Source organism: Aliivibrio sp. S4MY1 (assembly GCF_028765545.1).
Classification (GTDB): domain Bacteria; phylum Pseudomonadota; class Gammaproteobacteria; order Enterobacterales; family Vibrionaceae; genus Aliivibrio.
In genome coordinates this window covers 239200-260988 of the sequence record NZ_JARACP010000006.1, presented here as the reverse complement: position 1 = coordinate 260988, position 21789 = coordinate 239200, and the positions used below count along the sequence as shown (strand labels likewise).

General features: G+C 37.4%; 22 protein-coding genes and 1 tRNA gene. 4 read left to right on the top strand and 19 right to left on the bottom strand.

Annotation, left to right across the window (positions count from 1 at the left end):
• Positions 1-24 precede the first annotated feature (24 nt).
• Positions 25-411 (bottom strand): thiol-disulfide oxidoreductase DCC family protein, encoded by a 387-nt coding sequence (locus PVK71_RS09125; protein WP_130048448.1) that lies wholly within the window; start codon positions 409-411, stop codon positions 25-27.
• A gap of 436 nt (positions 412-847) precedes the next feature.
• On the opposite strand from PVK71_RS09125, the gene PVK71_RS09120 reads away from it, so the two are divergent.
• On the top strand, positions 848-1288 hold the full coding sequence (locus tag PVK71_RS09120) for a hypothetical protein (RefSeq protein ID WP_274418104.1): 441 nt from the start codon (positions 848-850) through the stop codon (positions 1286-1288).
• Between the two features lie 623 nt (positions 1289-1911).
• On the opposite strand, the gene PVK71_RS09115 is transcribed toward PVK71_RS09120, so the two are convergent.
• The 8 genes from PVK71_RS09115 to PVK71_RS09080 all read right to left on the bottom strand — a co-directional run bounded on the left by PVK71_RS09115 (position 1912) and on the right by PVK71_RS09080 (position 7580).
• Positions 1912-1999, bottom strand: a tRNA-Ser gene (locus PVK71_RS09115).
• A 132-nt stretch (positions 2000-2131) separates the two neighbouring features.
• Positions 2132-3352 carry a tetratricopeptide repeat protein gene (locus tag PVK71_RS09110; RefSeq protein ID WP_274418103.1) on the bottom strand — a complete coding sequence of 407 codons (1221 nt, stop codon included), beginning with the start codon at positions 3350-3352 and terminating at the stop codon, positions 2132-2134.
• Positions 3349-3966: an energy transducer TonB gene (locus PVK71_RS09105; protein ID WP_274418102.1), complete on the bottom strand. Its 618-nt coding sequence runs from the start codon at positions 3964-3966 to the stop codon at positions 3349-3351. The genes PVK71_RS09110 and PVK71_RS09105 overlap by 4 nt, the downstream gene beginning before the upstream one ends.
• Positions 3966-4370 carry an ExbD/TolR family protein gene (locus PVK71_RS09100; protein WP_274418101.1) on the bottom strand — a complete coding sequence of 135 codons (405 nt, stop codon included), beginning with the start codon at positions 4368-4370 and terminating at the stop codon, positions 3966-3968. Before PVK71_RS09100 ends, PVK71_RS09105 begins: the two co-directional genes overlap by 1 nt.
• The gene (locus tag PVK71_RS09095) at positions 4361-4897 is read right to left on the bottom strand and encodes a MotA/TolQ/ExbB proton channel family protein (RefSeq protein WP_274418100.1); all 537 of its coding nucleotides are present in this window, start codon (positions 4895-4897) and stop codon (positions 4361-4363) included. The genes PVK71_RS09100 and PVK71_RS09095 overlap by 10 nt, the downstream gene beginning before the upstream one ends.
• The gene (locus PVK71_RS09090; RefSeq protein WP_274418099.1) at positions 4890-6206 is read right to left on the bottom strand and encodes a MotA/TolQ/ExbB proton channel family protein; all 1317 of its coding nucleotides are present in this window, start codon (positions 6204-6206) and stop codon (positions 4890-4892) included. Before PVK71_RS09090 ends, PVK71_RS09095 begins: the two co-directional genes overlap by 8 nt.
• Positions 6206-7000, bottom strand: a complete 795-nt coding sequence (locus PVK71_RS09085; RefSeq protein ID WP_274418098.1) for a DUF3450 domain-containing protein — start codon at positions 6998-7000, stop codon at positions 6206-6208. The genes PVK71_RS09090 and PVK71_RS09085 overlap by 1 nt, the downstream gene beginning before the upstream one ends.
• A 127-nt stretch (positions 7001-7127) precedes the next feature.
• Positions 7128-7580, bottom strand: coding sequence for an L-alanine exporter AlaE (locus tag PVK71_RS09080; protein WP_130043264.1), 453 nt, complete (start codon positions 7578-7580; stop codon positions 7128-7130).
• Between the two features lie 332 nt (positions 7581-7912).
• On the opposite strand from PVK71_RS09080, the gene PVK71_RS09075 reads away from it, so the two are divergent.
• The gene (locus tag PVK71_RS09075; protein WP_130086699.1) at positions 7913-8503 is read left to right on the top strand and encodes a UPF0149 family protein; all 591 of its coding nucleotides are present in this window, start codon (positions 7913-7915) and stop codon (positions 8501-8503) included.
• Positions 8504-9085: 582 nt separating this feature from the next.
• Positions 9086-9625 (top strand): DUF3332 family protein, encoded by a 540-nt coding sequence (locus tag PVK71_RS09070; RefSeq protein ID WP_274418097.1) that lies wholly within the window; start codon positions 9086-9088, stop codon positions 9623-9625.
• Positions 9626-9678: 53 nt separating this feature from the next.
• On the opposite strand, the gene PVK71_RS09065 is transcribed toward PVK71_RS09070, so the two are convergent.
• From PVK71_RS09065 to PVK71_RS09050, 4 genes are read right to left on the bottom strand one after another with little or no spacing between them, the layout of a single operon-like run.
• A complete protein-coding gene (locus PVK71_RS09065; RefSeq protein ID WP_274418095.1) occupies positions 9679-10332 on the bottom strand; it encodes a potassium channel family protein in 654 nt (217 codons plus the stop codon).
• 2 nt (positions 10333-10334) lie between these two features.
• Positions 10335-11396 carry an AI-2E family transporter gene (locus PVK71_RS09060; protein WP_274418094.1) on the bottom strand — a complete coding sequence of 354 codons (1062 nt, stop codon included), beginning with the start codon at positions 11394-11396 and terminating at the stop codon, positions 10335-10337.
• A gap of 25 nt (positions 11397-11421) precedes the next feature.
• On the bottom strand, positions 11422-12441 hold the full coding sequence (locus tag PVK71_RS09055) for a DUF2955 domain-containing protein (protein ID WP_274418093.1): 1020 nt from the start codon (positions 12439-12441) through the stop codon (positions 11422-11424).
• Positions 12431-13558 carry an HlyD family secretion protein gene (locus tag PVK71_RS09050; RefSeq protein ID WP_274418092.1) on the bottom strand — a complete coding sequence of 376 codons (1128 nt, stop codon included), beginning with the start codon at positions 13556-13558 and terminating at the stop codon, positions 12431-12433. The genes PVK71_RS09055 and PVK71_RS09050 overlap by 11 nt, the downstream gene beginning before the upstream one ends.
• 274 nt (positions 13559-13832) lie before the next feature.
• Between PVK71_RS09050 and PVK71_RS09045 the strand changes: the two genes are divergently transcribed.
• Positions 13833-14840, top strand: coding sequence for a helix-turn-helix domain-containing protein (locus PVK71_RS09045; RefSeq protein ID WP_274418091.1), 1008 nt, complete (start codon positions 13833-13835; stop codon positions 14838-14840).
• Between the two features lie 44 nt (positions 14841-14884).
• Here the strand turns inward: PVK71_RS09045 and PVK71_RS09040 are convergent, their stop codons facing one another.
• From PVK71_RS09040 to PVK71_RS09015, 6 genes are all read right to left on the bottom strand, one after another.
• A complete protein-coding gene (locus PVK71_RS09040) occupies positions 14885-16144 on the bottom strand; it encodes a metal-dependent hydrolase family protein (RefSeq protein WP_274418090.1) in 1260 nt (419 codons plus the stop codon).
• Between the two features lie 93 nt (positions 16145-16237).
• A complete protein-coding gene (locus PVK71_RS09035) occupies positions 16238-17518 on the bottom strand; it encodes a carbohydrate porin (RefSeq protein WP_274418089.1) in 1281 nt (426 codons plus the stop codon).
• A 59-nt stretch (positions 17519-17577) separates the two neighbouring features.
• Positions 17578-18207, bottom strand: coding sequence for a DUF3299 domain-containing protein (locus PVK71_RS09030; protein ID WP_274418088.1), 630 nt, complete (start codon positions 18205-18207; stop codon positions 17578-17580).
• Between the two features lie 66 nt (positions 18208-18273).
• Positions 18274-19650 carry a metal-dependent hydrolase family protein gene (locus PVK71_RS09025; protein WP_274418087.1) on the bottom strand — a complete coding sequence of 459 codons (1377 nt, stop codon included), beginning with the start codon at positions 19648-19650 and terminating at the stop codon, positions 18274-18276.
• A gap of 137 nt (positions 19651-19787) precedes the next feature.
• A complete protein-coding gene (locus tag PVK71_RS09020; RefSeq protein ID WP_274418086.1) occupies positions 19788-20843 on the bottom strand; it encodes a helix-turn-helix domain-containing protein in 1056 nt (351 codons plus the stop codon).
• Positions 20844-20906: 63 nt separating this feature from the next.
• Positions 20907-21686 carry a hypothetical protein gene (locus PVK71_RS09015; protein WP_274418085.1) on the bottom strand — a complete coding sequence of 260 codons (780 nt, stop codon included), beginning with the start codon at positions 21684-21686 and terminating at the stop codon, positions 20907-20909.
• Between the last annotated feature and the right edge of the window lie 103 nt (positions 21687-21789).

Below are 21789 nucleotides of genomic sequence, written 5' to 3'. Positions count from 1 at the left end.
AGCAAGACTCTATCGCATCACAAACTATTTTGAGCAACTGGTTTTACTGCAACGAGAAGACCCCGTTAACCAATAGGACACTCGATAGCGATTTTTAGCAAAATGTAGATAACACCAATCGGCAAGTACCTTAATTCCCGGCCACCGAAGCGGAGCATAAAGCCAGCCTTTACCCACTAGTTTCCACGCAAGATACGTTACATCTAACCCGAGGATCAGCTCACCATTTTGGTTTAATGCATGTAAAACTGTATTTGCAGCCTTTGGGTCAATACTTGGATAGTCAGAAAAGTCTTCACTATAAATATCAATGGTTTTTATCGCATTATTTTTATCTTGTTGCTTAAGCGCATTCATCTCTTTTGCACACAATGGACAGGTTCCATCATAAAAAATGGTCAACTGATACATATGAACCTCTAATTTTGGATTTACACAAGTTATACGTTAGAGATGAGTTTTTAGATCAAAAAGGAATTGATACCAATCACAGTAAGTAAGTGTTCAGAAATAGCGCAGTAAAAATGAATTAGAATAAAGTGCAAACTGCAGATACGAAAAAGCCCCAGCATTTCTGCTAGGGCTTAAAATGTGGCGGTGAGTGAGAAATTCGAACTCTCGATACGTTTTAGCTTCGCAAAGAGCATCACCGTCTGTGATAGGATTAAAAATCAACTACTTAAAATCAACTTCTTCAGCCAGTCAATCTTCAGGCCATTCTTTATTATATTTCTTTTTCAATCATATTTAAAATGTCCTTTAATAAACTCTACTTGCATATCAGCTATTTAACGTTAACATTCGCCATTCTTTAAATCTTCGCAAATTTTCATAAAGGCAATTGGCAATGAAACATTATTTTATACTCGCTGTAATCTTAACTTTATCAGGCTGTTCAACAATTAAAGGCCGCGAAATTAGATCTCAATACACGGAAACATTAGCACCAATCACAACTGAACAAATAGCTTATGCTGTCGATAATACAAAAGGTTGGTCTGTAGTTGAAAAAGCGGGTGAAACAGTGGTGGCATATTACTTCAACAGGCATGAAGTGATTGTAGAGATTACACCTGATTACTCAGGGTTTAACATTGAGTATGTTAGCTCAAGTATTGAATATAGCGATGGACGAGTGCATAAAAATTATTACGCATGGATTAAGAAACTAAGTTACAGCATTAAACGTCAAGCTTACCGTTCAAAACAAAAAGAAGTTGTTCAACAACCAATGACAACCCCTGCTCCTCAACCAATAATCATTAACAATACAATCAACAATAGTTAAGATTACATATCTTACATTTCCATACTAACTGTAATTTTATAATTTCTTCTTGGATATCGAGTTTTTGACGGTAGCATTATAAATTCATCAAGTTGCTGAAACTATGACGAGTAACACTCATACTTTAAGTAACTTTATCTCCGGCACATCCAAAACAAGGATGGCCGACTCTTCTGATATATCGAGCATGCTTATAGAAGAATCGCCGTTTTAGCGTATTCCCCTCTTCGGAGGGGCTATATACTTATATTTAAAGATTTAAGCTAAATAGATAGACAGAAGAAGTAATGTAACAGTACTCCCCCCTTTTGAGTCAATGCAAGTGAACCATCATACCTACACTGCCTCTATTCATCTAATCTCTTTTCTGCTTACCTGAAAACTCATAATACACAGCTTTAACTTCATCAACTGAAGGATTTGAAATTGTAGATATACGTAAGGCAAGCTCAGAGGAAGATTGTAAAGCTTTAATGTAATTACTTATGAAGGCTGAGTTTAGGTTGGCTTGGATTTAATAAGGTAATTAGCTTACGAGAAGTATCGAGTTGCGTGCTCTCAGTGGCTACTGAACAAACTGCAGATACGAAAAAGCCCCAGCATTTCTGCTAGGGCTTCGAATGTGGCGGTGAGTGAGAGATTCGAACTCTCGGTACGTTGCCGTACACACACTTTCCAGGCGTGCTCCTTCAGCCACTCGGACAACTCACCGAATCATTGCTCTTTTCGAGACAACGAGCGCTAATTTAATGATTTACGTCTACATGGTCAAGGAGTTTCTTTCATAATCTCAATTGTTTGCTTTATTTTTACACGGCTTGGTTAGCTTGTAATCACAAAGTCTTATTCTTTATGCTTTAAATACTGAATCCAATCTTTTGCTTCTTCGGATGGATAGGCTTCATTGAGTCGTTTTGCTTGCGCTAAAGCATCATTATAACGAGACAGCTTATAATATAGACGAACCTTCATTAAACGATACTCTGAAACCGTAATGACTGACTTTGCTTTCTCGGTGCTTATTAATGCTCGTTTATACGCTTTTTGCTGTGCTTGTAGTTTTGCTAAAGACCAATAATGTTTTGTATTGTGTTGCGCAGCTTGTTGCCATACTTTTTCTGCGTTAGCCCACTCTTTTGCCATTTGCCAATAAGTTGCTTGCCTTACTAGCTCTGATTCAGTTTTGGTTTTTGGATATTGGAGAAACATTTCACCCATTATCTGAGCCGCTCGCTCTGGTAATCTATTTTGGCTATAAAGTTGAGACAATGTTTTAAAATCTTGAACTTCAAATTGAATCCCTTGCTGCTTTGCCAATGCATAGTTTACTAATGCTTTATCTGCTTTTTGTCGCTGCAGTTGCGCTGCTATTAATTGTTGCCACCACATCTTTTGATTAGGTTCTAACTCAATTAATCTTTGAGCCGTTTTTTCTGCTGAACTCCAAAACGATAACTGCAATTCACTGACTAATTGAATTTTGTATTTTTGTATTTTCTCATTGCTATTATTAGGAACAAATTGTCGTATATACGTTAAACAGTTTTTCCATGATTGCTTTTGATAATAAGTATTCGCGACTCTTAGATAAACGTCATTTTTATTTGATGTTCGTGCAGCTCGCTGTTTATCTGATGATGTTGGATATTCAGATACCAACAAATGCTGATAATGATGTATCGCTTTTGAAAATTGATGATCTGAATAATAAATATCAGCCAGCATTTTCTCGGTTTGCCACTGAGACTTTTTATCAAGAGATACTAGAGATACAGATTTATCTAACTCTGATATCGCTTTTTTCGTTTGCTCATTTTGCCAATAAAAAACACCCAACACCCTTGCTATATAAGCTTGATCATATTTAGCATTTGGGTTTAATGAAGATAATACATCAATGGCTTCCGCTAGCTTTCCTTCTTGTTGAAGCTGGCTAGCATATTGAATTTTCTTAGCATTATAATGGCTCAGTTCCGCTGCATGTAGCTGCCCGACAATAAACAGCACACTTATCGCCATTCCATAATTGGCATAACGAATACATAGGTGAATAAAATGCTTCATTGGCTTAATCGATACTCCAACCGTACCGTTTGGCCTGGTTGAGTTATCGCCTTTCCTTTGACTAATTTAGGCTGATATTTCCATTGCTTTAATGCTTGAATAGCAGGTCGAACAAACATACGACTAGGCTCGGCTTCAATACTTTCGATGTTCGTTGGCCTACCCTGTTCATCAATGGTAAAGCGTAAAATAACATACCCTTCCATTTTACGTTTTAGTGCTCGTGATGGGTATTTTGGCTCAACTCGATAGAGTGGCATCGCTTGCTGATTTTGTCCTAAGCCCTCAAATGAAGGTAAAGAAACCGCAACATTCAACCCTATATCTCCCAACTCTATTGATGGCATTGATGTCTCTTCTGGTGCATTCACTTTTGCAACCTGCGACGACAAACTTGATTGTAACTCGGGCACGTTAGGGGTTTTAGGTGGCTCTGGCAATTGACGAATACGACGTTGGCTTTGCGATTCAGGCTCAGCCATCACAACATCAAACTGTAAACTCTCACTTTCTGCAATGGTGTTTTTAGGTTGAATGGTCATCCAAGCCATAAAGCTAAACAAAGCAAGCGTAAGAACTATCGCCAACATAAATGCAAACAGGATACGAAGCATTATTGTGCTTCCGTCGCTAATGCAATGCCTTCAATTCCCGCCCCTTTCGCGGCATCCATCACTGAGACGACAGTACCATTATAGGCGTGTTTATCTGCTTGGATCACAAGGTTCGCTTGAGGATTATCCAGATGAAGAGAGACCAAAACCGCCTCTACTCTTTCCATATCTACACGACGTTTATCGATAAAAACTTGATTATTAGCAGTAATAGCGACAAAGATCCCTACTTCTTTTTGAGCAACAGAGTGAGAGGCTTGAGGACGATTCACTTCTACTCCTGATTCTCTGACAAACGAGCTAGTAACAATGAAAAAAATCAGCATAATAAAGACGATGTCTAACATTGAAGTGAGATCTATATTCGCTTCTTCTCTGGTTTTTGTTCGACGAATTATGCGCATTCGTCACTCCTTAATGCTTGTTCTAAGCGATATTCATGTCGTGTCATGACTTTTAATAATCTTGCATGTGCAAATAAACCAACGAGGGCTGCCACCATTCCAGCCATTGTAGGTAAGGTTGCCATAGATATGCCTGATGCCATCAGCTTAGGATCACTGCTGCCCTGTTGAGCCATAATATCAAATACGGAGATCATTCCTGTTACCGTACCTAATAAACCTATCATAGGACATAAACTCACAAATACTTTGATTAAGCTAAGGTGTTGATACAGCTGACTATTGGCTAATTGTAATAACCCTTCTTTATTGGCAAGTGCATACCAAGACGTCCGTTCATTACGGTTTTTCCATTGCATCAACCACTGCTTTTTACGTTTTGGAAAGACAAAAAATAAAAATGAAATCCGTTCAATTACCAGAAAAAACACCATCAAAACCACTAGCATCAACCACCATAGAACAACCCCACCTTGTGACATAAAATCACTGATGGTTGGAAAATAGCGGTTAAATAACTCAAGCATTATTCAGATCTGCTTTTGCAGCAACCAAACTAACTCCCTGCTTTTCTAAAACGGCATTAATACTGTCAGCACGGCTAGACAGTAAATTATGAGCCAACAACAATGGCATTGCCGCCACTAACCCTAATACAGTTGTTGTTAACGCCATAGAGATCCCACCCGCCATTACCTTTGGATCACCATTACCAAATTGCGTAATCACTTGGAAAGTTTCGATCATCCCAGTAACCGTTCCAAGTAAGCCCAACATAGGCGCTAAAGCCGCTAACAGTTTTAGCATAGATAACCCTTTTTCTAATCCTTGCTGTTCATCCATAATCGTTTCAAGCAAGCGCAACTCTAAAGACTCTACTGTTTGCGATTTTTCTTTATCATATACCGATAAAATACGCCCTAATGGGTTATCACTTGGCTTATCTGGGTGGTGCAATTGCTTAGTAATTTGTAACTGCAAACGAAGTAATACCACACCTCGATATATCGCAATAATGAGTCCAATACCTAATAGGCCTAAAATAATTTGTCCAACAATACCAGCTTGCTCAATACGCTGAGTCAGCGTAGGTTGTTCAGCATATTGAGCAAGCAGCGCCCCTCTAGTCACATCGATGAGCATTGAGTTCACTGTAAAATTAGCGGCTGTTGGAGATCCTTCTGGATAACGAAGATACGACTCAGCTTGAGCGTTTGAACGATCCCACTTCATGTAGCCTTCATCAGAAAGTAACCCCATATCACCGATACGAAGCATGAGTTCTTCAACAACAGTACCGTCACCTTGAAGCTCTTGTGCATTAACTGGGGCAATACGTTTACTTTGCTCAATATAAGCTGTCATTGTATTGATGTACTGAGATAACACCGTTATTGAGGGTAATGCATCTGTATTTATTACTGCTTTTATTGGCTCTATGCTGACCCCTTCACTCGGTTGAATCAAAGAGGTCATTACCGTACTTTGGGTCGTTGCTGCTCCCTGACGAACCACACCAAAGACTTCGCCAAGGCTACCAGTTTCAATCTGCAATTGTTTTTCTAAATCAACTAAGGCTTTTTCATTACGACTGAACGTAGTGCTTAACCTCTCAGTCTCTTTTTCTATCTCTTGAATCGAGCGTTTTAAGACAGATAATTGTTGTTCTAACTCAACACGAGCCTGTTTTATATTTTGAGTACGTTGCTTATCTTGTTTTTGCTGCTCTATTTGATTTGCTTTGGCTTTATTGTCTAGTTGAGAAAGTGCATCAGCATGGATCGGTAATGCAATCACAAATATAAAACATGCAATAAGTAATGAAGAAATACGCATCAGATATTCTCCTTAACTTGCGATTGATTGAGATCAGATACTGAAAGTGGTAAACGTAATAATTGAGGTATTTTATGCTTATTCGCGATATCAAAAGCCACATTAACCTCATCAATTACATCATTCGTAATTGCTTGCCATTGCTGCTTTTCTTGTAACCAAAGCCAAGCGTGTTTTTTATCAGCACTGCGAGAAAGTAAGATAATTCGGCCAATATGCAGCTGTTCAACCACTCTTTTGCTGCCATCTTCTAGGGTAATTTCTTGCTGGTAGGAAGAGATTTTATACCCATAATCCATCTCTATCTGAAACGCTTCTAATAACCGACGAAATTTTTCAGCATCACTAATGTCTGCTCGTCCCATTAAAAGATGAAGTTGGTTAAGGCGCTCTGTTCTAGCGGTAAAACGAATAGGTAAATCCGAATGCAGGATACACTCTAATTCATTTAGCATTTGGTACATCAAAGGAACAATCCCCTGGCGTGTTTCTTCAATTTGAGTGATTTGAATGTGAAGTTGCTGCTTCTCATCTTCTTGAGAGCGAACAAGTTGAGTCAAATGATCACGATAAACGGTTTGATTAGAGAACCTAATGCTGGCTTGTTCAATCTGATTTTGCAGATCTAATATGCGCTGAGCTTCTTTATCTATACCTTGCTGAGCCTTCTGAGAGGATTGATTGGTTTTCGCTTCTATGTCTTGAGCGTGTGACAATGAATTTGCAGACACTGTCGACATCCCCATAAAACCAATTGCGCTATAGGCAAGCATTACTAAAAAATATGTTTTCATTAGTCCGTTAATCTTTATAAATACGCAACTTCAAGAATAACATCTTTAAATCAATATTTTGAATATTCAGAATAAAAAAAAGCCAGCAATCAATGCTGGCTCTAAGTGTTAGTTTAAAATCAAAATATTAATGCGCATGAGGCGTATAACCTGGAACTTTAAATGCTTTACGGCATGCATCCAAAAAGTAGCCGTAAAACACGCCCATTACACATGAAACAACAACATTACTTGAAACTGCAGTAATGATTTGTTCTGGTGTTGCCCCCACAGCCAATAAAATCATTGCATAAGCTGGCGATTGAAATGTCACATACGCCACTAAATCTGCAATATTCTTCATAAATTTACTCGGCGATATACGAGCACCTTGACGTAACATAAAGTCACGAAATACCCCGTAAGGCCAAGCAATTGCTATGTTAACTGGTATTGAGAGAGTCCTTGATGCTAGTGACTGCTCAAATGTCATCCCTGAAACTAAAATTTCAATAAACATGCCCGTAATAAAACAAAAAACCACCATTGCAAATGTATCCGCCGCTGCATTTCGGATACAAAATGGTCCTTTCTTAGACATTAACTTTCTCTCTCCAACTATAATAAACCAGATTAATAAACTGCCCAACCAGTGTGGTAGCAGTCGATAGAACTAGCTGAGTAGATCTAGCTAGTAATTATCGCTATTTAATCACAATGTTATTAGAATTAGATCTCGAAGTTGAGTCAATGTAGTAAACTTACAACTACTTTTTGATTTAAAATCAGTTTAATTCGCTATTCGTTACATTCCGTAAGTTATTTTCACAAAAAGGCAACTTATCGATACAAGAAGATAAGCATTAATTTCTATTCAGACAATATTAAAAGTTCTTGATACAATAATGAAAACTTGAATGGAATGAGAACATTATGTCTTTATCACTTACGGCAATTCTTTCAAACCCTGAATTAGAAAATAAACTACTTACAGAGGCACAAACACAAGGTTTTATTGCGGCGATGGCTGCGGCTCCAAACCTTATCAATCCTAATGAGTGGTTAGCTTTTTTGTGGGGTGGCGAAGAGGTATCTCCTTTTACCACAGCAGAAGATTTAGAAGCGTATGCTAATGCTGTAGTTAACCTATGGAATGAGTATCGCGAAGCATTTTTATCTGGTCAGTGGCAATGGCCTGAAACCTGTCAACTTGATGATGAAGAGATTGTAACAGCACAAACTCGTCAATTCTCTGAGGGTTTATTACAAGGTTGGCAGTTAACGCGTGACGATTGGGAAACACTGATGCCAGAAGAAAGCGAAAATAATGCGCTACTTGGTGGTGTATTGCTTTCTATTAGTATGTTATTTGATCCTGAAACCGCATTAGCAACATTAGAAGAGCAAGGCATTGAAGGTTTAGATGAGTTCAAAGAAATCTATAACGCAGTTCCTATGATGCTATCAGGCTTAACCATGCGTGGTTTTGAACTTGCAGAAGCTGAAGCAAGCCGCGACGAATAAAAGAAAACCCAATAACAAAAATGGCGACCAACTTGGTCGCCATTTTTATATCAGTCATAAAATTATCGCGTTTTTATTACTTAATACCAATCTACATAAGTATTTGATCATTCTTGCTTGTTAAAATCGATTATATCTGCGTTATAAATTTTGTAATTAGAACCACTAGTTACTGTAATTTATGCCTTGCTCTAATCGATTTTTCCTGCGCAATTATCTGATCAACTATTTATCCAGAATGGTATAACTATTTCTCTATTAAACCTCACCGTGGCGCAAAATGGTAAGTGTAATTTCTATTTCAACGTATCATTCATTTCATCAAATAACATTAATCAGGAAACGGATGCCACTAACTGTTGGGAAATACCATGACATTAAGCGACTTTAAACACACTGATATATTTCAAATTTTAAAAGTCTCTAAAGAATTAATCATTTCAGTCTCTAACTTCACAATAAAAGTAAGTTTATCCATATTTAAGTTTTTCACTTGGATATTAGTATCGACTTATAACTACGTTATGAAATAGAAAGAATTGAAATAACACCTTATATAAAAATTAATTATTGGAATTTAAAATGAAAAATATCTTTGTAAAAACTGCTGGTATCATTATTCTTGCATCAACACTAACAGGCTGTATTGGTAGTAATGCCGTTACAGGGAAAGTAATGAAGTTTAATGTAGAGGTGGTAGATAACCGCTACGCTAGAGCTGGAGTTAACTTACTTCTTGCGCCTGTCTACGGTATTACGACTGCCGTTGATTATACATTATTTAATTCATTAGAGTTCTGGACAGGTAAGAACCCTCTTAATGGTAATTCACACATCTTTGATTCAAAGGTAGATACTAAATTTAAAGTGAATGATGAACTAGACCCATCGTTAAGAGATGCGCCTATCACACCGATCACGAATAATCGAATGATTAAAACAGGTGAAATGAAAGCCATTGATGAAAACACTATCCAAATGGATATCGTATATAACAATGGAGATACTGGTATATTAACAGGGATCCGTGATGGTGAAAATGTGAATTACTATATTGATGATGAGCTGATATCACAGACTACCATAGCTCAATTAGAAGCACTGCAAGAAGAAAGTGTTTAATTAATAATTAAGCCCCGTATTTATATAATTAAGTACGGGGCTTTTTTTTCAATTTAACGTGATTGGTTTAGATGACTACTCACCAAACTAGCCACCATTATCGCTAAATAAAAACCACCTAATATCGATTCAATAAAAACAAAAAAACGTGGTATTGGCAATATCGGGGAAATATCCCCATAACCAACCGTGGTTAACGTGATAAAGCTGAAATATATCGCATCAAACAAGTTATCAATCCAAGGTTTCGCTTCTATTCCATTAAATGAATGTGGAAAAAGCTCTATTTGAATAAGATAAATAATGGCCCAAGAAACACCCAATAATAAATACACACAAACGGAACCAACAATTTGGTTTCGACTAACATTGTCAGGCAACATGACTTGCTTTAATGCCGTGTAAGTATGAGATAACAGAAAGAACAGCAGTGCCCCTAATGTAATTAAAGAAAGATCATATCCTTCTAGAAAAGAGATCGCTCCAGATATCGAAGCAATGCTCAACAAAAAACCATACCACGTTCTATACAGTGCCTGCTTTCGATTCACACCGACAATAGAGATGGCTAAACAAATAATGATCAATGCTAATACCATTTTCTGGCCGCCACTAAAGAGCTGCTGCATGACAGCACTCATAAAGAGCAAACCTAGTAGTGCAAAAAGCAGAAAGTAAAAATTATCATCACCTGAGACTTTTTTCATTGCTATTTCCCTGATGACTCATGATCTAACCAAACAACAAACAATTGATAAGTTAGACTTAAAATCACTGCTCCAACAAATAACCCAACAATGCCAGACATTGCCATGCCCCCTAATGCACCCAGTAAAATAACCAACATAGGGGTATCAGAGCCACGACTAAGCAACATAGGTTTTAATACCGCATCGCTACCACTCACAACAATACACCATATAAGAAAAAGAACAGCGGTTGTCGTGGTATCAACACTAAAGACATAAAGAATAACAGGTAATAACGCAAGAATAGGAGGAAGTTGGATAATCGCAATAAGCATAACAAGCAGCATCCATAAACCAATAGCAGGAACACCAGCAAATGCCATCCCTACCCCAGCCATCACCGACTGAATAACAGCGACACCAATAACCCCTTGAACTACACTTCTTACTGTTGTTTTAGATAAGGTAGTTAACGCTTCGCCATGCTCTCCCGTTAAACGATTTGCTACTAATACAAAAGCGCGTTCGCACTTATCTGCATTAGCCATAAAAGCACCCGCAATAATGGTAGAAATAATAAACTGAATGAATCCACCACCAAGAGAGCCGACAAGAGAAGCTAATTTACTTACTATGGCTTTAACTTCATCGCCATATTTTAATAAGACACTTTCTAAATTTGAAGAAGCTTGAATACCAAAAGCATATGCTTTATCACCCACTAACGGCCAATCTTTAACGTCTAAACTTGGTTTAGGTATAGAAATGGTACCATTTTGATAACCCACTACTAATTCCGAACCACTTGTATATAGACCCGTTGAAAGCGCGATTAAAGGAATAACTAACAACACTACCCCTATAAAAGCCAAACCAGCACTAACCTTTCCTTTACCAATACCAAATTTATTGTGTCCCCAGGTAACGATTGGGTACAACGCCGTTGCGATTATCCCTCCCCACACCACAAGTAACATAAATGGCTTGAGGATAGAGAAACACCAAAAGACGAGAATAGCGAGCGCTGCAATCTTAATAAATGCATCTATCGCCTTATTCGAAAAATCACTTTCTAATTTCATAAACAATCCTTGTTCGTAGTAATAATTATGGCTGCATTTTTAGAAATGCCCACTGCCGAGTTTCTAAGAAAAAAGAAACAACAATCATATAAATGCCAATCATAAATAATTGAAATATACGTATCATCATATTGCTATCAATATCTCCAGAACTCATTAACGTACTTCCTAGCAGCACAAGTACGGTACTAAATGCTGTCGCATAAATTGGCGCTTTTGCAGGTTTTGTGTAAATTTGAGTTGCCATGATTAGAGTAATGAATGAGATAAATAGCGTATAGAATAGGACATTAGGAGCAAGGCTTAATACCGAGAAAACACCAATAGCTAAAGCGCCGCCAATACTGTTAGTAATAATTAAAAACGCACTTAGTTTTACTGATTTCTCTCCGGTTATCATTAAAGATAATAACGCTATAAACATCATTGTCAGCAATGCTTCTGATATTTGAAAAATAAAGAAAAAGCACACAACGGGAAATGAGACGATCATCGCTCTAAAAGCGGCATACCACCTTTGCTGCTTAGATAAAGGCGAAGGTTGATACCCTGAAAATGATGATTCAGCTTCAGGGAAGTAAATATGAACCAGTGCAAAAATAATCACCGCAACAACACCTGAACTTGCTAGTCCAGTAGCAAGGAATACCGACATACCAGGGTTTGATATCGCCATAAAAGGAAGCATTAATATTGCGATAATCAATATCGTAGCAAACAGATTCCATTTAGGATCGGTAAATAAGTAATACCCCCATAGCATCATCAATCCAACTAAAATAAGTAGTGGTATTGGATATTGAGTAATACCATTTGATAGCAATAAACCAAGCACCATAGTCATTACCATTGCAATGGTTAGTTCATATAGTGTTTCTTTGTTTAATTCCGGTTTATCAATCAAAAACTTCGCAACAAAAACAGGCGCTACGAACGCTAATGGCCAATTAATTAATGCGGCTAGGAATACGGCAAGACCAACACCTACCGTATATCTAAGTATCTTAGTTTGAATTTTAGGATCATCGATTAAGTTATCTGACATAAGAAATAAAACTCACAAAGCGGATCCACAACTTACCTATCGAGTTAAAAATAACGTTATCACCACTATATACAATCACATCCGCTTGCCCGCCGATACGTAATTGGCCTGTAGTTTGTGAGTGATCAAATTCAATCGCAATTGGTAACATCTGAGTTTGTCGTAACCATCCAGTTTGATTGTTTGCTTGAGCTAACTTACCCGCCTGATTGTTTTGTCCCCAATCAACACCCCAGTCAACACTAGACACCGTCCCTTCAATTACTTTTCCAGGAGCAAAATCGAGTGCCATTTCAACCTTATCGCCAACTTCAATATTACCTAAACTGTTCTCACGAAAATAAGCTTCAATCCAAATACTTTCAGTGGATACAAACGTCATTATAGGTTGACCAGCAGAAGCATAAAAACCTTCAGATAAACTGAAATTTGATACTCCTCCATCAGTCGGTGCTTTGATTTCTGTTCGAGATAAATTAATTTGTGCTTGCTCTAATGCCAGTAATGCCGCTTTGATTTGACTATTGTCTTCACCATCAGCACCTAATTGTTTCTTTGACTTTTCTAGATCTGCTTGAGCATTGACTACATTTGCTTTCGCTGTCGCTAATGACGCTCGTGCTTTGTCTGCATCGGCTTTAGATACAACGCCACGTTCGGCCATTTCAAGAATACGATTAGACTGAAGTCGGGTATTTTCTAGTTCAACATTCGCACTAGTCAACCTAGCTTGTGATGAAGCAATAACCGCCGTTTGTGCCCCTACATTTTGACCAGCGAGTTCTAAACTTTGCTCTGCTTGCTGTAGCGCAATTTCATAATCAACAGGATTTAATTTAGCAAGAACATCACCTTGTTTAATTAATTGATTAGGCTGAACCAAAATATCCAATACTTGGCCAGAGACTTGAGGCTTAATAGGGACGACGTATCCTTTTACTCTCGCATTGTCTGTTAAAGGGATGATGCGATCAGATATGATGCTAAACAATAATAAAGCGGCAACAGTAAATAATAAGTAGTTAGTTATTTTCCGAACTTTATTTGTTTTCTGAGCGGTATTATCTACGGATGTATTTTCACTCTCTTCGTTTGGCTTTTTTATTTCTTCAGTCATACTTTTACCTACTGCTAATGGAATCCATTCCTCAACTATATGTATAGCTGCTATTTGGAAAAAATCGAGGGATTTATATAAAAAATACTTATTATTTAGTTGTTTATTTATAGCGACTTAAGAGGGGCCAATATACAAAAGCCTGATAATTTTGTGTGGCCTGTCGCAAATATACATAAAAGACAAATATATCAACAAATACCAAATGAAAACTTACCATTTTGCGCCAATAATTATAAAAACATCTTAATTTTAAAATAGGTAGATATTGATAATGCCGAATAAAAAAACAACACCATTACCTATGATTCGTACTGGTTATACAAAAATTTTAATCGATATTTTTTCAAAGCATGGCATTCATATTCAAGAGGTATTGCGAGACTCGGGCTTACCTCCAGATCTTTTTCATACAGACAAAGAATTTTTACCTACTGAACCCGTTAAACGTTTAATCTATTTACTGTCATCTCAAGTTGGCGTTAATAATTTTAGTGACCTATTAAGGTTGGCTTTCCGACAACGAATTATTCCTCAAGTGTTAACCCAGTTTGATGATGCAATCACAATTAAAGATGCTCTCGAAAAAGCAAATAAGATATTCAACAGTGATTCTCCTGGCAGCTCAATCTCATTTGAACAAGAGTATGGTAAATATTGGTTCTGTCGCTCAGCACCCTATGAAGATAGTGTTTACTTTTTATGGGGGGAAGTTTTTGCTGTCCTATATACCATCGAACTCATTCAAGCCTTAACTAAAACCGATTGGTTCCCTGAACAGGTACGAATTCAGCATAATGATGCCGATGCTTTACTGTCTTCGCTAAACAATCAAACACAATTATTTATAGGTCAAAATACAACGGCAGTATTAATTGACGATGGCATTCTTAATAAAGAAATTCACATATCAAATTCTGATACAGAAAAGAAACAACCACTCATTGAGTGGCATTCTAGTTTTAGTGACAGTGTTTTTACGGCTTTACTTCCCTATGTGAGAGAGCATTCATTAACGGTTAATCAAGCCTCAAAGCTTCTTAACATGACCTCAAGGACATTCCAGCGCCGCTTAAAAGAAGAGCGAACCTCATTTAGGCAGATAAAAGAGAGTCTTATGCTATCTGCCTCTTGTGAGCTAATGGAAGAGGGTTACTCGCTGACCCATATATCAAACCAACTTGGTTACAATAATATCTCGCATTTTTCTCGAGCATTTAAACGGATCAGCGGGTTAACCCCTAAATTATATAAGAAAACGATTCTTGGTTTACGGACTTAAACTTTCCATATTTAATCGCTTTCCATATTTACAACTTCTAGAATTTACAGAGCGTTCTTATACACAACACCGTCTTTCATGATTAATTTTTGCGTTTCAGGGTTTGTTACGCATTCAACACCATTTAAAGGATTTCCCTCAATGATAAGTAAGTCGGCATAAGCACCTTCCGTGATTTGACCTAGCTTTCCTTCTTGGTATGGATGCTTATATGTTGACATCTCAAACAAACGACCACAGTTCGATGTCACCATTTTAAGAGCAGTTAATGAATCAAATACCGTTTCAATTGCTTGTAGCTCTTCTGATTGTGTTTTATGTACATCAAATGTGCCTACGCAATCAGTACCAAAGCAAATATTTTGGATATCGTATTTTTTAATTAGCTCTGCCGATTTAAACATCGCTTTACCCACTCTTTCTGTTTTTTGGTACAAGGTTTCACTACCAAGTGGGATTTTTCGTTCAGCAATAAGTGATGAAGTAAAATACGATGGGATTACAAAGATCCCTTTCTCTTTGATCGTTTTAGCAATGTCATCATCCATAATCGTTGCATGCTCAAAAGACATAACACCCGCTTGTGCAGCTCTTCTCATGGCATCCGCAGTATGAATATGCGCAGCCACGTATGTACCGTAATCGGATGCTGCTTCAACTGCTGCTTTCATTTCATCTAATGTATATTGGATCGTATCAAGTGGGTCAAATGACGATGAAGCACCACCGCCCGCCATCATTTTAATTTGTGATGCGCCCATAAATAATTGCTCACGTACTGCTCTAAGTACTTCTGAGCGTCCATCTGCTACTTTAAATGCGCCAATTTTCATTATAGGCGAATCTTCGTGACTACCAGTGCGCTCTTGTGCTTGATTTTGACGATAATCTGAGTGACCACAAGTTTGTGAAATAGCCGCTTGAGAAGGAAAAATTCGTGGACCTGTTGCATAACCATTATCAATACAATTTTTAAGGCCAAGCGTGTTACCCGCTACGTCACGAACCGTTGTAAAACCACGCATTAACATTCCTTCTGCAACTTTTGCAGAGCGAATTGCTACTTCTTCCCTTGTCATCTTATCAAGCTCATGAAAAGGCGCTGACATTGTTATATGAACGTGTGCATCCATCAAACCCGGCATCACGGTACCGCCTTTAGCATCAATAATTTCATTTGCTAAAGATAGGTCAACATCACCGATTTGAGTGATGACATTATTTTCGATTAACAAAGATACATTTTCTTGTAATTGATTATCTAGACCGTTAAATACGTTAGCGTTAGTAATTACTGTAGTCATATTTTTCTCTCTTTAATTTTGTGGGGACAGAGAGATAATAGGTTAAATTTAACGCAGAGAATTGCCATTTGACGACAAACAAAACCTTTCTATTTATAGAAAAATTCTTGCTCGTAAGCCAAAGACCCACGCACTGCTTTCACTTGAAAGCGCTGGATTATTTATATATTGAATATCTGGAGTGATTTGAAAATAATCCCCTATTTGCATGTTGTAATATAACTCAGCCGTAGTTTGATGCTTTTCAGCCCCCATAAACTTTTGCAACGTATCGCTGTTTGTTTCTGACCAGTTAATGGCAAAGCCTAAATTATTATTACTTGCCCCTAACCCAAAATACCCAAGACCGACACTTAAAGACTTATCGAATAAAGCAACATCACCTTCAGATACTCCACCACGAACAAAAGGCATTAATTGAGCCGTGACAAACTTACTCCATGAAAAGTTAAGCCCTTGCCCGCTTTCACCACCAATAACGGTGCCATCAGCCTGCACCGTTGATGACAAACTGTGCCTTGACCCTTCATCAAAATGCCATAACGTCACGTGAAAGTTATCTGTATAAATTTGGTCTTGTGAATCAGTCCACCCTAGCTCAAGGGTTTTAAAGTAAGTACTGTCATGAAAGGCAGTATTAAAACCATCAAAAATATCGTCCGATTTCCCTTTTGCATCAGCAATTCCAGCTACAACATAAAAATGCTCTGTCACCATATGACCTGCAGAAATCGCCAAAATACCATCATCAGGCAAGCCCATGACACCAGCCCCAGTACTGAATGCTAGATTGGTAAATCCCGTCCATGGGCTCGCTAAAGCATACGTATCCACATAATCAGTTACGTCCTGCCAACCAATAATCAATGACGTATTTCCATCATTAAATTTCTGCTTCCAATGTAAATTGGTAACCCTAGTGCCTTGATCGTTATAAGCAGGAGCAATCATACCTACGTAACCTAAACCTTCAGGCCCGTTACTAATATCATCAATGAAAGCCATATTTTTAGGAGCAGTCGAACTATAGGCGTGTCTATGTTCTACTTTCCAAACAATACCACCTGTATTTTCAGTTCCATTTCCAACGAGGTGCCAAGAACCGTAAAAACGAGCAATACCAGACGAGCGATTAACACTATTCCCTTGAGAACCATTAGGAGAAGAAAGCCCTAATGCCAGATAATCAGCACCGAACGTAAGTCCATTAATTGCCAAGTCCTCTCTCCAAGTTGGCTTATTAAGTGTATTCTCAGCAATTGTATTTTCTACAGAATCAGGACCAAAGAAATTTGTATCAGCGATAGTTGAAGCACTTAAAGTGACAAGTACCGGAAACAAAAAAAACAATGTGATATTTTGAACTTTTTTCATATTTACACCGAAATTTTTTGTAATAAAAATTGATAGAAGTTGTATGGTAGATTCGTTATCTATTCTTCGTAATAACGTTCAATTTTTAAACCTTTCATTGAATATCCCATTGTTAATTGTGTTTCTCCATCAACAAGATATACGTCATCAGTTTGCTTATCCGCTTGAATAATACCTTCAACCCAAACTGGATATTGAACATTTTCAACCTCGAACCCTTCCGGATAAGAAAGTCTTACTATTTGGTTCGCAGGTGGAGGAGGTAAATGAATACATGCGCCAGCATAAGGCACTAATAAAAAATCAATTGCCTTAATTCCTTCAAATTCAATTGGAACAATAAAACCAGGCATTCTTACTTTATTACCGCTAATTTCAGTATTTAAGCTTTCAGCTTTTAACTTTTCAATAGCCATATATTTTTCGCGAATTTGAAGCGTCTTAGAAGCATCTAGACCTTGGCTTTCAAGCACTAGAATTATGTTATCAAGCTCTTTCTTGGAAGCTTCATCATCTTGTTGCTGTAAATATAATACTGATGCTAGTAATTGCTTTTGCTCTTCAGTGACTTCTGGTAATTGAACCGTTTCTTCTGAGACCGATGGTTTTAGATCTTGCCATTTTACTTGTTGCATTTTAGCTGAAATAGAAAATGAAAATACAGTTAGAATAATTAGTAATTTTTCCATGATGACCCCTAATTAAGGCAGCCTCATGAAAGCTGCCTTATTTAACTTCAGATAGATGTTTTAAATTTACAAAGTATTTTTGTAGATTTTTCCATCTTTCATAATAAGTTTTATGCCATCAATACCTTCACGGGCAGGAGCATCAAACCATTTCTCATTTGCACCAATTACTGAAAGATCTTTAAGTGGATTTCCATCAACCAATAGAATATCAGCATATGCACCTGGCTCAATAACCCCTAACTTACCCTCAAAATAAGGATCTAGCGTTTCTCCAGATAACTTAACAATCTCCCCATTAACTGAAGTCATAGAGATTAATGTATAAAAATTACCGAAGAATTTACCGCTTAAATATATCGAATGATCCGCTTGTTGTTCACAAGCTGCAACACCACCAACACAATCCACATGGAAACCTAGCTTTGGTTTGTATTTTTTAACATTTTCGATATAACCACCAAATGCAGCTTGGGCTGTTTTTGCTTTACGAGCAGAGGCTGGATTCGAATTGATTGCTTCAATCTCACCCAAGTAAGGAGAAAAAGCAGTCATATTTGTTGTCATATATGTGCCATTTTCCTTCATTGCTTTTGCTACGTCTTTATCAAACATAAATGCATGTTCAAGGGTCTTAACACCAGCTTCTACATTACGCAATAAAGACACTTTACTGTAGGCATGTGACATAGCGTAAGAACCATAAGCGTCTGCTACTTCAACCGCTGCCTTTAGTTCTTCAAGCGAATATGCGTTAAGTTGCCATGGGTCAAATGAAGATGCTACACCACCGCTAGACATCAATTTAATTTGTGTTGCACCTTGCATATAGTTTTGACGCGCACAGGCTTTAATATCACCAATGCTATCAGCAGTACAACTCATTCCTAAGCGGCCACCAGATGAAATCGGACCATTAAATGTCTCATTTGGAGTATTAAAGTTTCTAAAGTCTGCATGGGAACCTGTCGGACCTATAAATGCACCTGATGGATAGATCCTAGGACCATCTAGTTCACCACTATCAATAGTTTTCTTTAGACCTGCACCCATTCCTCCCGCATCACGCCAAGTCGTAAAACCAGACATCAATGCTGACTCAGCACGGGCTGCAGATCGCGCAGCTAACTCTTCCCAGTTACGATTATTTTCAATATCAGGTAAAGATGAACCGTTCATTTGAAGATGACCATGACCTTCGATTAGACCCGGCATTAATGTTTTACCTTCACCATTAATCACCACCGCATCACCGGCTTCAATCGGTTTAGCTGAAATGGTTTTAATCAAATTATTTTCAACTAAAACATAATGGTCTTCATATAATTTATTTTCTGTGCCATTAAAAATATCGACATTGGTAAAAAGAGTTGATGACGCTGATGCAGAAAAAGCAGCACCACACGATAATGCAAGAGCAGTAAGCCTTAAAACATTTTTCATAAAAGATTCCTTAATATGTAAATTATTCCCTAAAACTTCTGTTCGCTCATCATGCTACTAAATAAAAATATACAGCAGCAAAATGAAACATAACAAAAACATAATAGAGATTAGTTGGTAACATAAAGGAATTCAATCTAACTTACTTGCCATTTGACGACATTGCTATTTAGATGTCGTTCGATTTCAGTATTAACTTTACGATATTGAGATGGAGATACTCCATAGATCCGCTTAAATGCACGAGAAAAATGCCCTGCATCAGAATAACCATATTTAGTCGCGATGTGAGTTATTGGCTTATTTGTTTCAACAAGCTCACCAACTATTTGTTCAAAACACATTTCTTCAATTAAGGTTTTATATACTGTGCCATCATTTTTTAGTTTACGTTGAAGTGTTCTCACATTCATGCGTAAAATTTCAGAAGCCAATTTAATTGGTAATTTCCCTACAGGTAGATAAGGAGATATAGCTATTTTAAATTGCTCGGTAAAACTCATACTCTGAAGATCAATACCTTGCGTTACACTGATCTTTGCTTTCTCATTAACAGTTACCTGAGAGAATAAAATAGAGGCTGGAATTTCTAATGCCGTTACTGGTCTTTCTGTAAAAAACTGTACTTTATTTAGCGTAGGAAGATTTAAAAAATCATGCTCATCATTACTACGAACCCCTATTCGTGTTGGACTCCATTCACTTTTAGTCAAAGAGCTTAATAATTCACACATGAATATCACTGAAAACATTTCAGCATACTTAAACCAAGGTTCATCAGCCCCTAATTTCTCACGAACTAGCCACCAAGCCCCCCCTCGCTCTTGAACATAAACTTTTGCACCTGTAGATTCTTTCGATAATAGAACTGAAAACTCATCCAAAGTCGATTTCAAATCAGTTCCATAGTTCAAGCGCTTAAGAAGTGATGGAATATAATTATCTTTACACAATTTCCAAAATAAAACGCCAAGCCGGTCGTTGTCTACATTACGACTTAGCACTTCCATTAAATTCTTAAGGCATGACTCTGGCAGATAAGTATATTGTCGATCATCCTCCATGATATCGATTGGAATCATTGACTCTCTAAGCAATAAGTAGCTTTTACTGTCTAATTCCTGAATTATGGATGAAAAAAGCCTGACATTCTCTTTTGTCACTAGTTGAAGTGGATCACGACTATCACTCATAACTATCTTTCCTTTCCTGAATTAACAGATATTCCTGGAGTAAACCAGCTAAATCAAAATCAATTAAAATCGATATGCATATCCTAATTGGGGCCCTTTTTCTACTAGATCGATTTCTATATTTACACCTTTTGCATTCATCTCATTGGCAATGTTCAAGTAACGGTAACCAAACCATAGGTTGTGAGCTTCTGTAAACTGATAAATCCCCATAATATTGAAGCCATGATTAACGTCGTTATCGCCTATAACATTAAAGTCTGCACTGACTGAAATACCCCAGCGGTCATCAAAATATTTGTTGTATTTAATACCAACAAGCCAATCAAATAAATGCTCTTTCGCTAACAAAGCAGACCCATTAACATTAACAAAACCGTCACTAGATAATGCTTTAATATCCAATTCAACTTGGCTGTATGTATGGCGAACTCCAGTAAGTATTTCTAGATTAGGATAGACTTCATACCCAAAAAATAAATCATTAACCGATAAATGCATTCTTGTTGTTATATCGTGACCTGGAGAGATAACGGTACCCGTTATAGGACCATCTAAGCCTTCTGTTTGCAACGAGTCTTTCATATATAGGTAATTTGCACGAGCGCCAACTAACCACTTCCCTTTTTGGGCATAAAAATCTCCCATTAAGCCAAAAGCCAGTCCGTCCCATATATTTTCAAATGGAACATCTACACGAACAATATCCTCACCTGAAGAGACGCTGCCTTCAATACTAGGTGCCCACATCATTGGAAAAACAAGTAGAAAGTCCCATTCCTCCTGCTCTTTTGCAAAAACAGATGTACTAAAAACCACAAAAAGAAATAATCCATATTTCATATACGATTCCATTAATTTCAATTACATAACTGAATATAGAGCATTTATTTAATTTAAAAAATAATTATTACTATATTTAGACTTGAGTCTGCAATTTAACATG

Bases quoted from the DNA above. Each gene is read 5' to 3' on its own strand.
- PVK71_RS09105 (WP_274418102.1), bottom strand. From the start codon at position 3,966: ATGCTTCGTATCCTGTTTGCATTTATGTTGGCGATAGTTCTTACGCTT.
- PVK71_RS09055 (WP_274418093.1), bottom strand. From the start codon at position 12,441: ATGTCAGATAACTTAATCGATGATCCTAAAATTCAAACTAAGATACTT.
- PVK71_RS09070 (WP_274418097.1), top strand. From the start codon at position 9,086: ATGAAAAATATCTTTGTAAAAACTGCTGGTATCATTATTCTTGCATCA.
- PVK71_RS09075 (WP_130086699.1), top strand. From the start codon at position 7,913: ATGTCTTTATCACTTACGGCAATTCTTTCAAACCCTGAATTAGAAAAT.
- PVK71_RS09120 (WP_274418104.1), top strand. From the start codon at position 848: ATGAAACATTATTTTATACTCGCTGTAATCTTAACTTTATCAGGCTGT.
- PVK71_RS09100 (WP_274418101.1), bottom strand. From the start codon at position 4,370: ATGCGCATAATTCGTCGAACAAAAACCAGAGAAGAAGCGAATATAGAT.
- PVK71_RS09080 (WP_130043264.1), bottom strand. From the start codon at position 7,580: ATGTCTAAGAAAGGACCATTTTGTATCCGAAATGCAGCGGCGGATACA.
- PVK71_RS09040 (WP_274418090.1), bottom strand. From the start codon at position 16,144: ATGACTACAGTAATTACTAACGCTAACGTATTTAACGGTCTAGATAAT.
- PVK71_RS09030 (WP_274418088.1), bottom strand. From the start codon at position 18,207: ATGGAAAAATTACTAATTATTCTAACTGTATTTTCATTTTCTATTTCA.
- PVK71_RS09125 (WP_130048448.1), bottom strand. From the start codon at position 411: ATGTATCAGTTGACCATTTTTTATGATGGAACCTGTCCATTGTGTGCA.
- PVK71_RS09050 (WP_274418092.1), bottom strand. From the start codon at position 13,558: ATGACTGAAGAAATAAAAAAGCCAAACGAAGAGAGTGAAAATACATCC.
- PVK71_RS09035 (WP_274418089.1), bottom strand. From the start codon at position 17,518: ATGAAAAAAGTTCAAAATATCACATTGTTTTTTTTGTTTCCGGTACTT.
- PVK71_RS09045 (WP_274418091.1), top strand. From the start codon at position 13,833: ATGCCGAATAAAAAAACAACACCATTACCTATGATTCGTACTGGTTAT.
- PVK71_RS09020 (WP_274418086.1), bottom strand. From the start codon at position 20,843: ATGAGTGATAGTCGTGATCCACTTCAACTAGTGACAAAAGAGAATGTC.
- PVK71_RS09065 (WP_274418095.1), bottom strand. From the start codon at position 10,332: ATGAAAAAAGTCTCAGGTGATGATAATTTTTACTTTCTGCTTTTTGCA.
- PVK71_RS09090 (WP_274418099.1), bottom strand. From the start codon at position 6,206: ATGCGTATTTCTTCATTACTTATTGCATGTTTTATATTTGTGATTGCA.
- PVK71_RS09085 (WP_274418098.1), bottom strand. From the start codon at position 7,000: ATGAAAACATATTTTTTAGTAATGCTTGCCTATAGCGCAATTGGTTTT.
- PVK71_RS09060 (WP_274418094.1), bottom strand. From the start codon at position 11,396: ATGAAATTAGAAAGTGATTTTTCGAATAAGGCGATAGATGCATTTATT.
- PVK71_RS09025 (WP_274418087.1), bottom strand. From the start codon at position 19,650: ATGAAAAATGTTTTAAGGCTTACTGCTCTTGCATTATCGTGTGGTGCT.
- PVK71_RS09015 (WP_274418085.1), bottom strand. From the start codon at position 21,686: ATGAAATATGGATTATTTCTTTTTGTGGTTTTTAGTACATCTGTTTTT.
- PVK71_RS09095 (WP_274418100.1), bottom strand. From the start codon at position 4,897: ATGCTTGAGTTATTTAACCGCTATTTTCCAACCATCAGTGATTTTATG.
- PVK71_RS09110 (WP_274418103.1), bottom strand. From the start codon at position 3,352: ATGAAGCATTTTATTCACCTATGTATTCGTTATGCCAATTATGGAATG.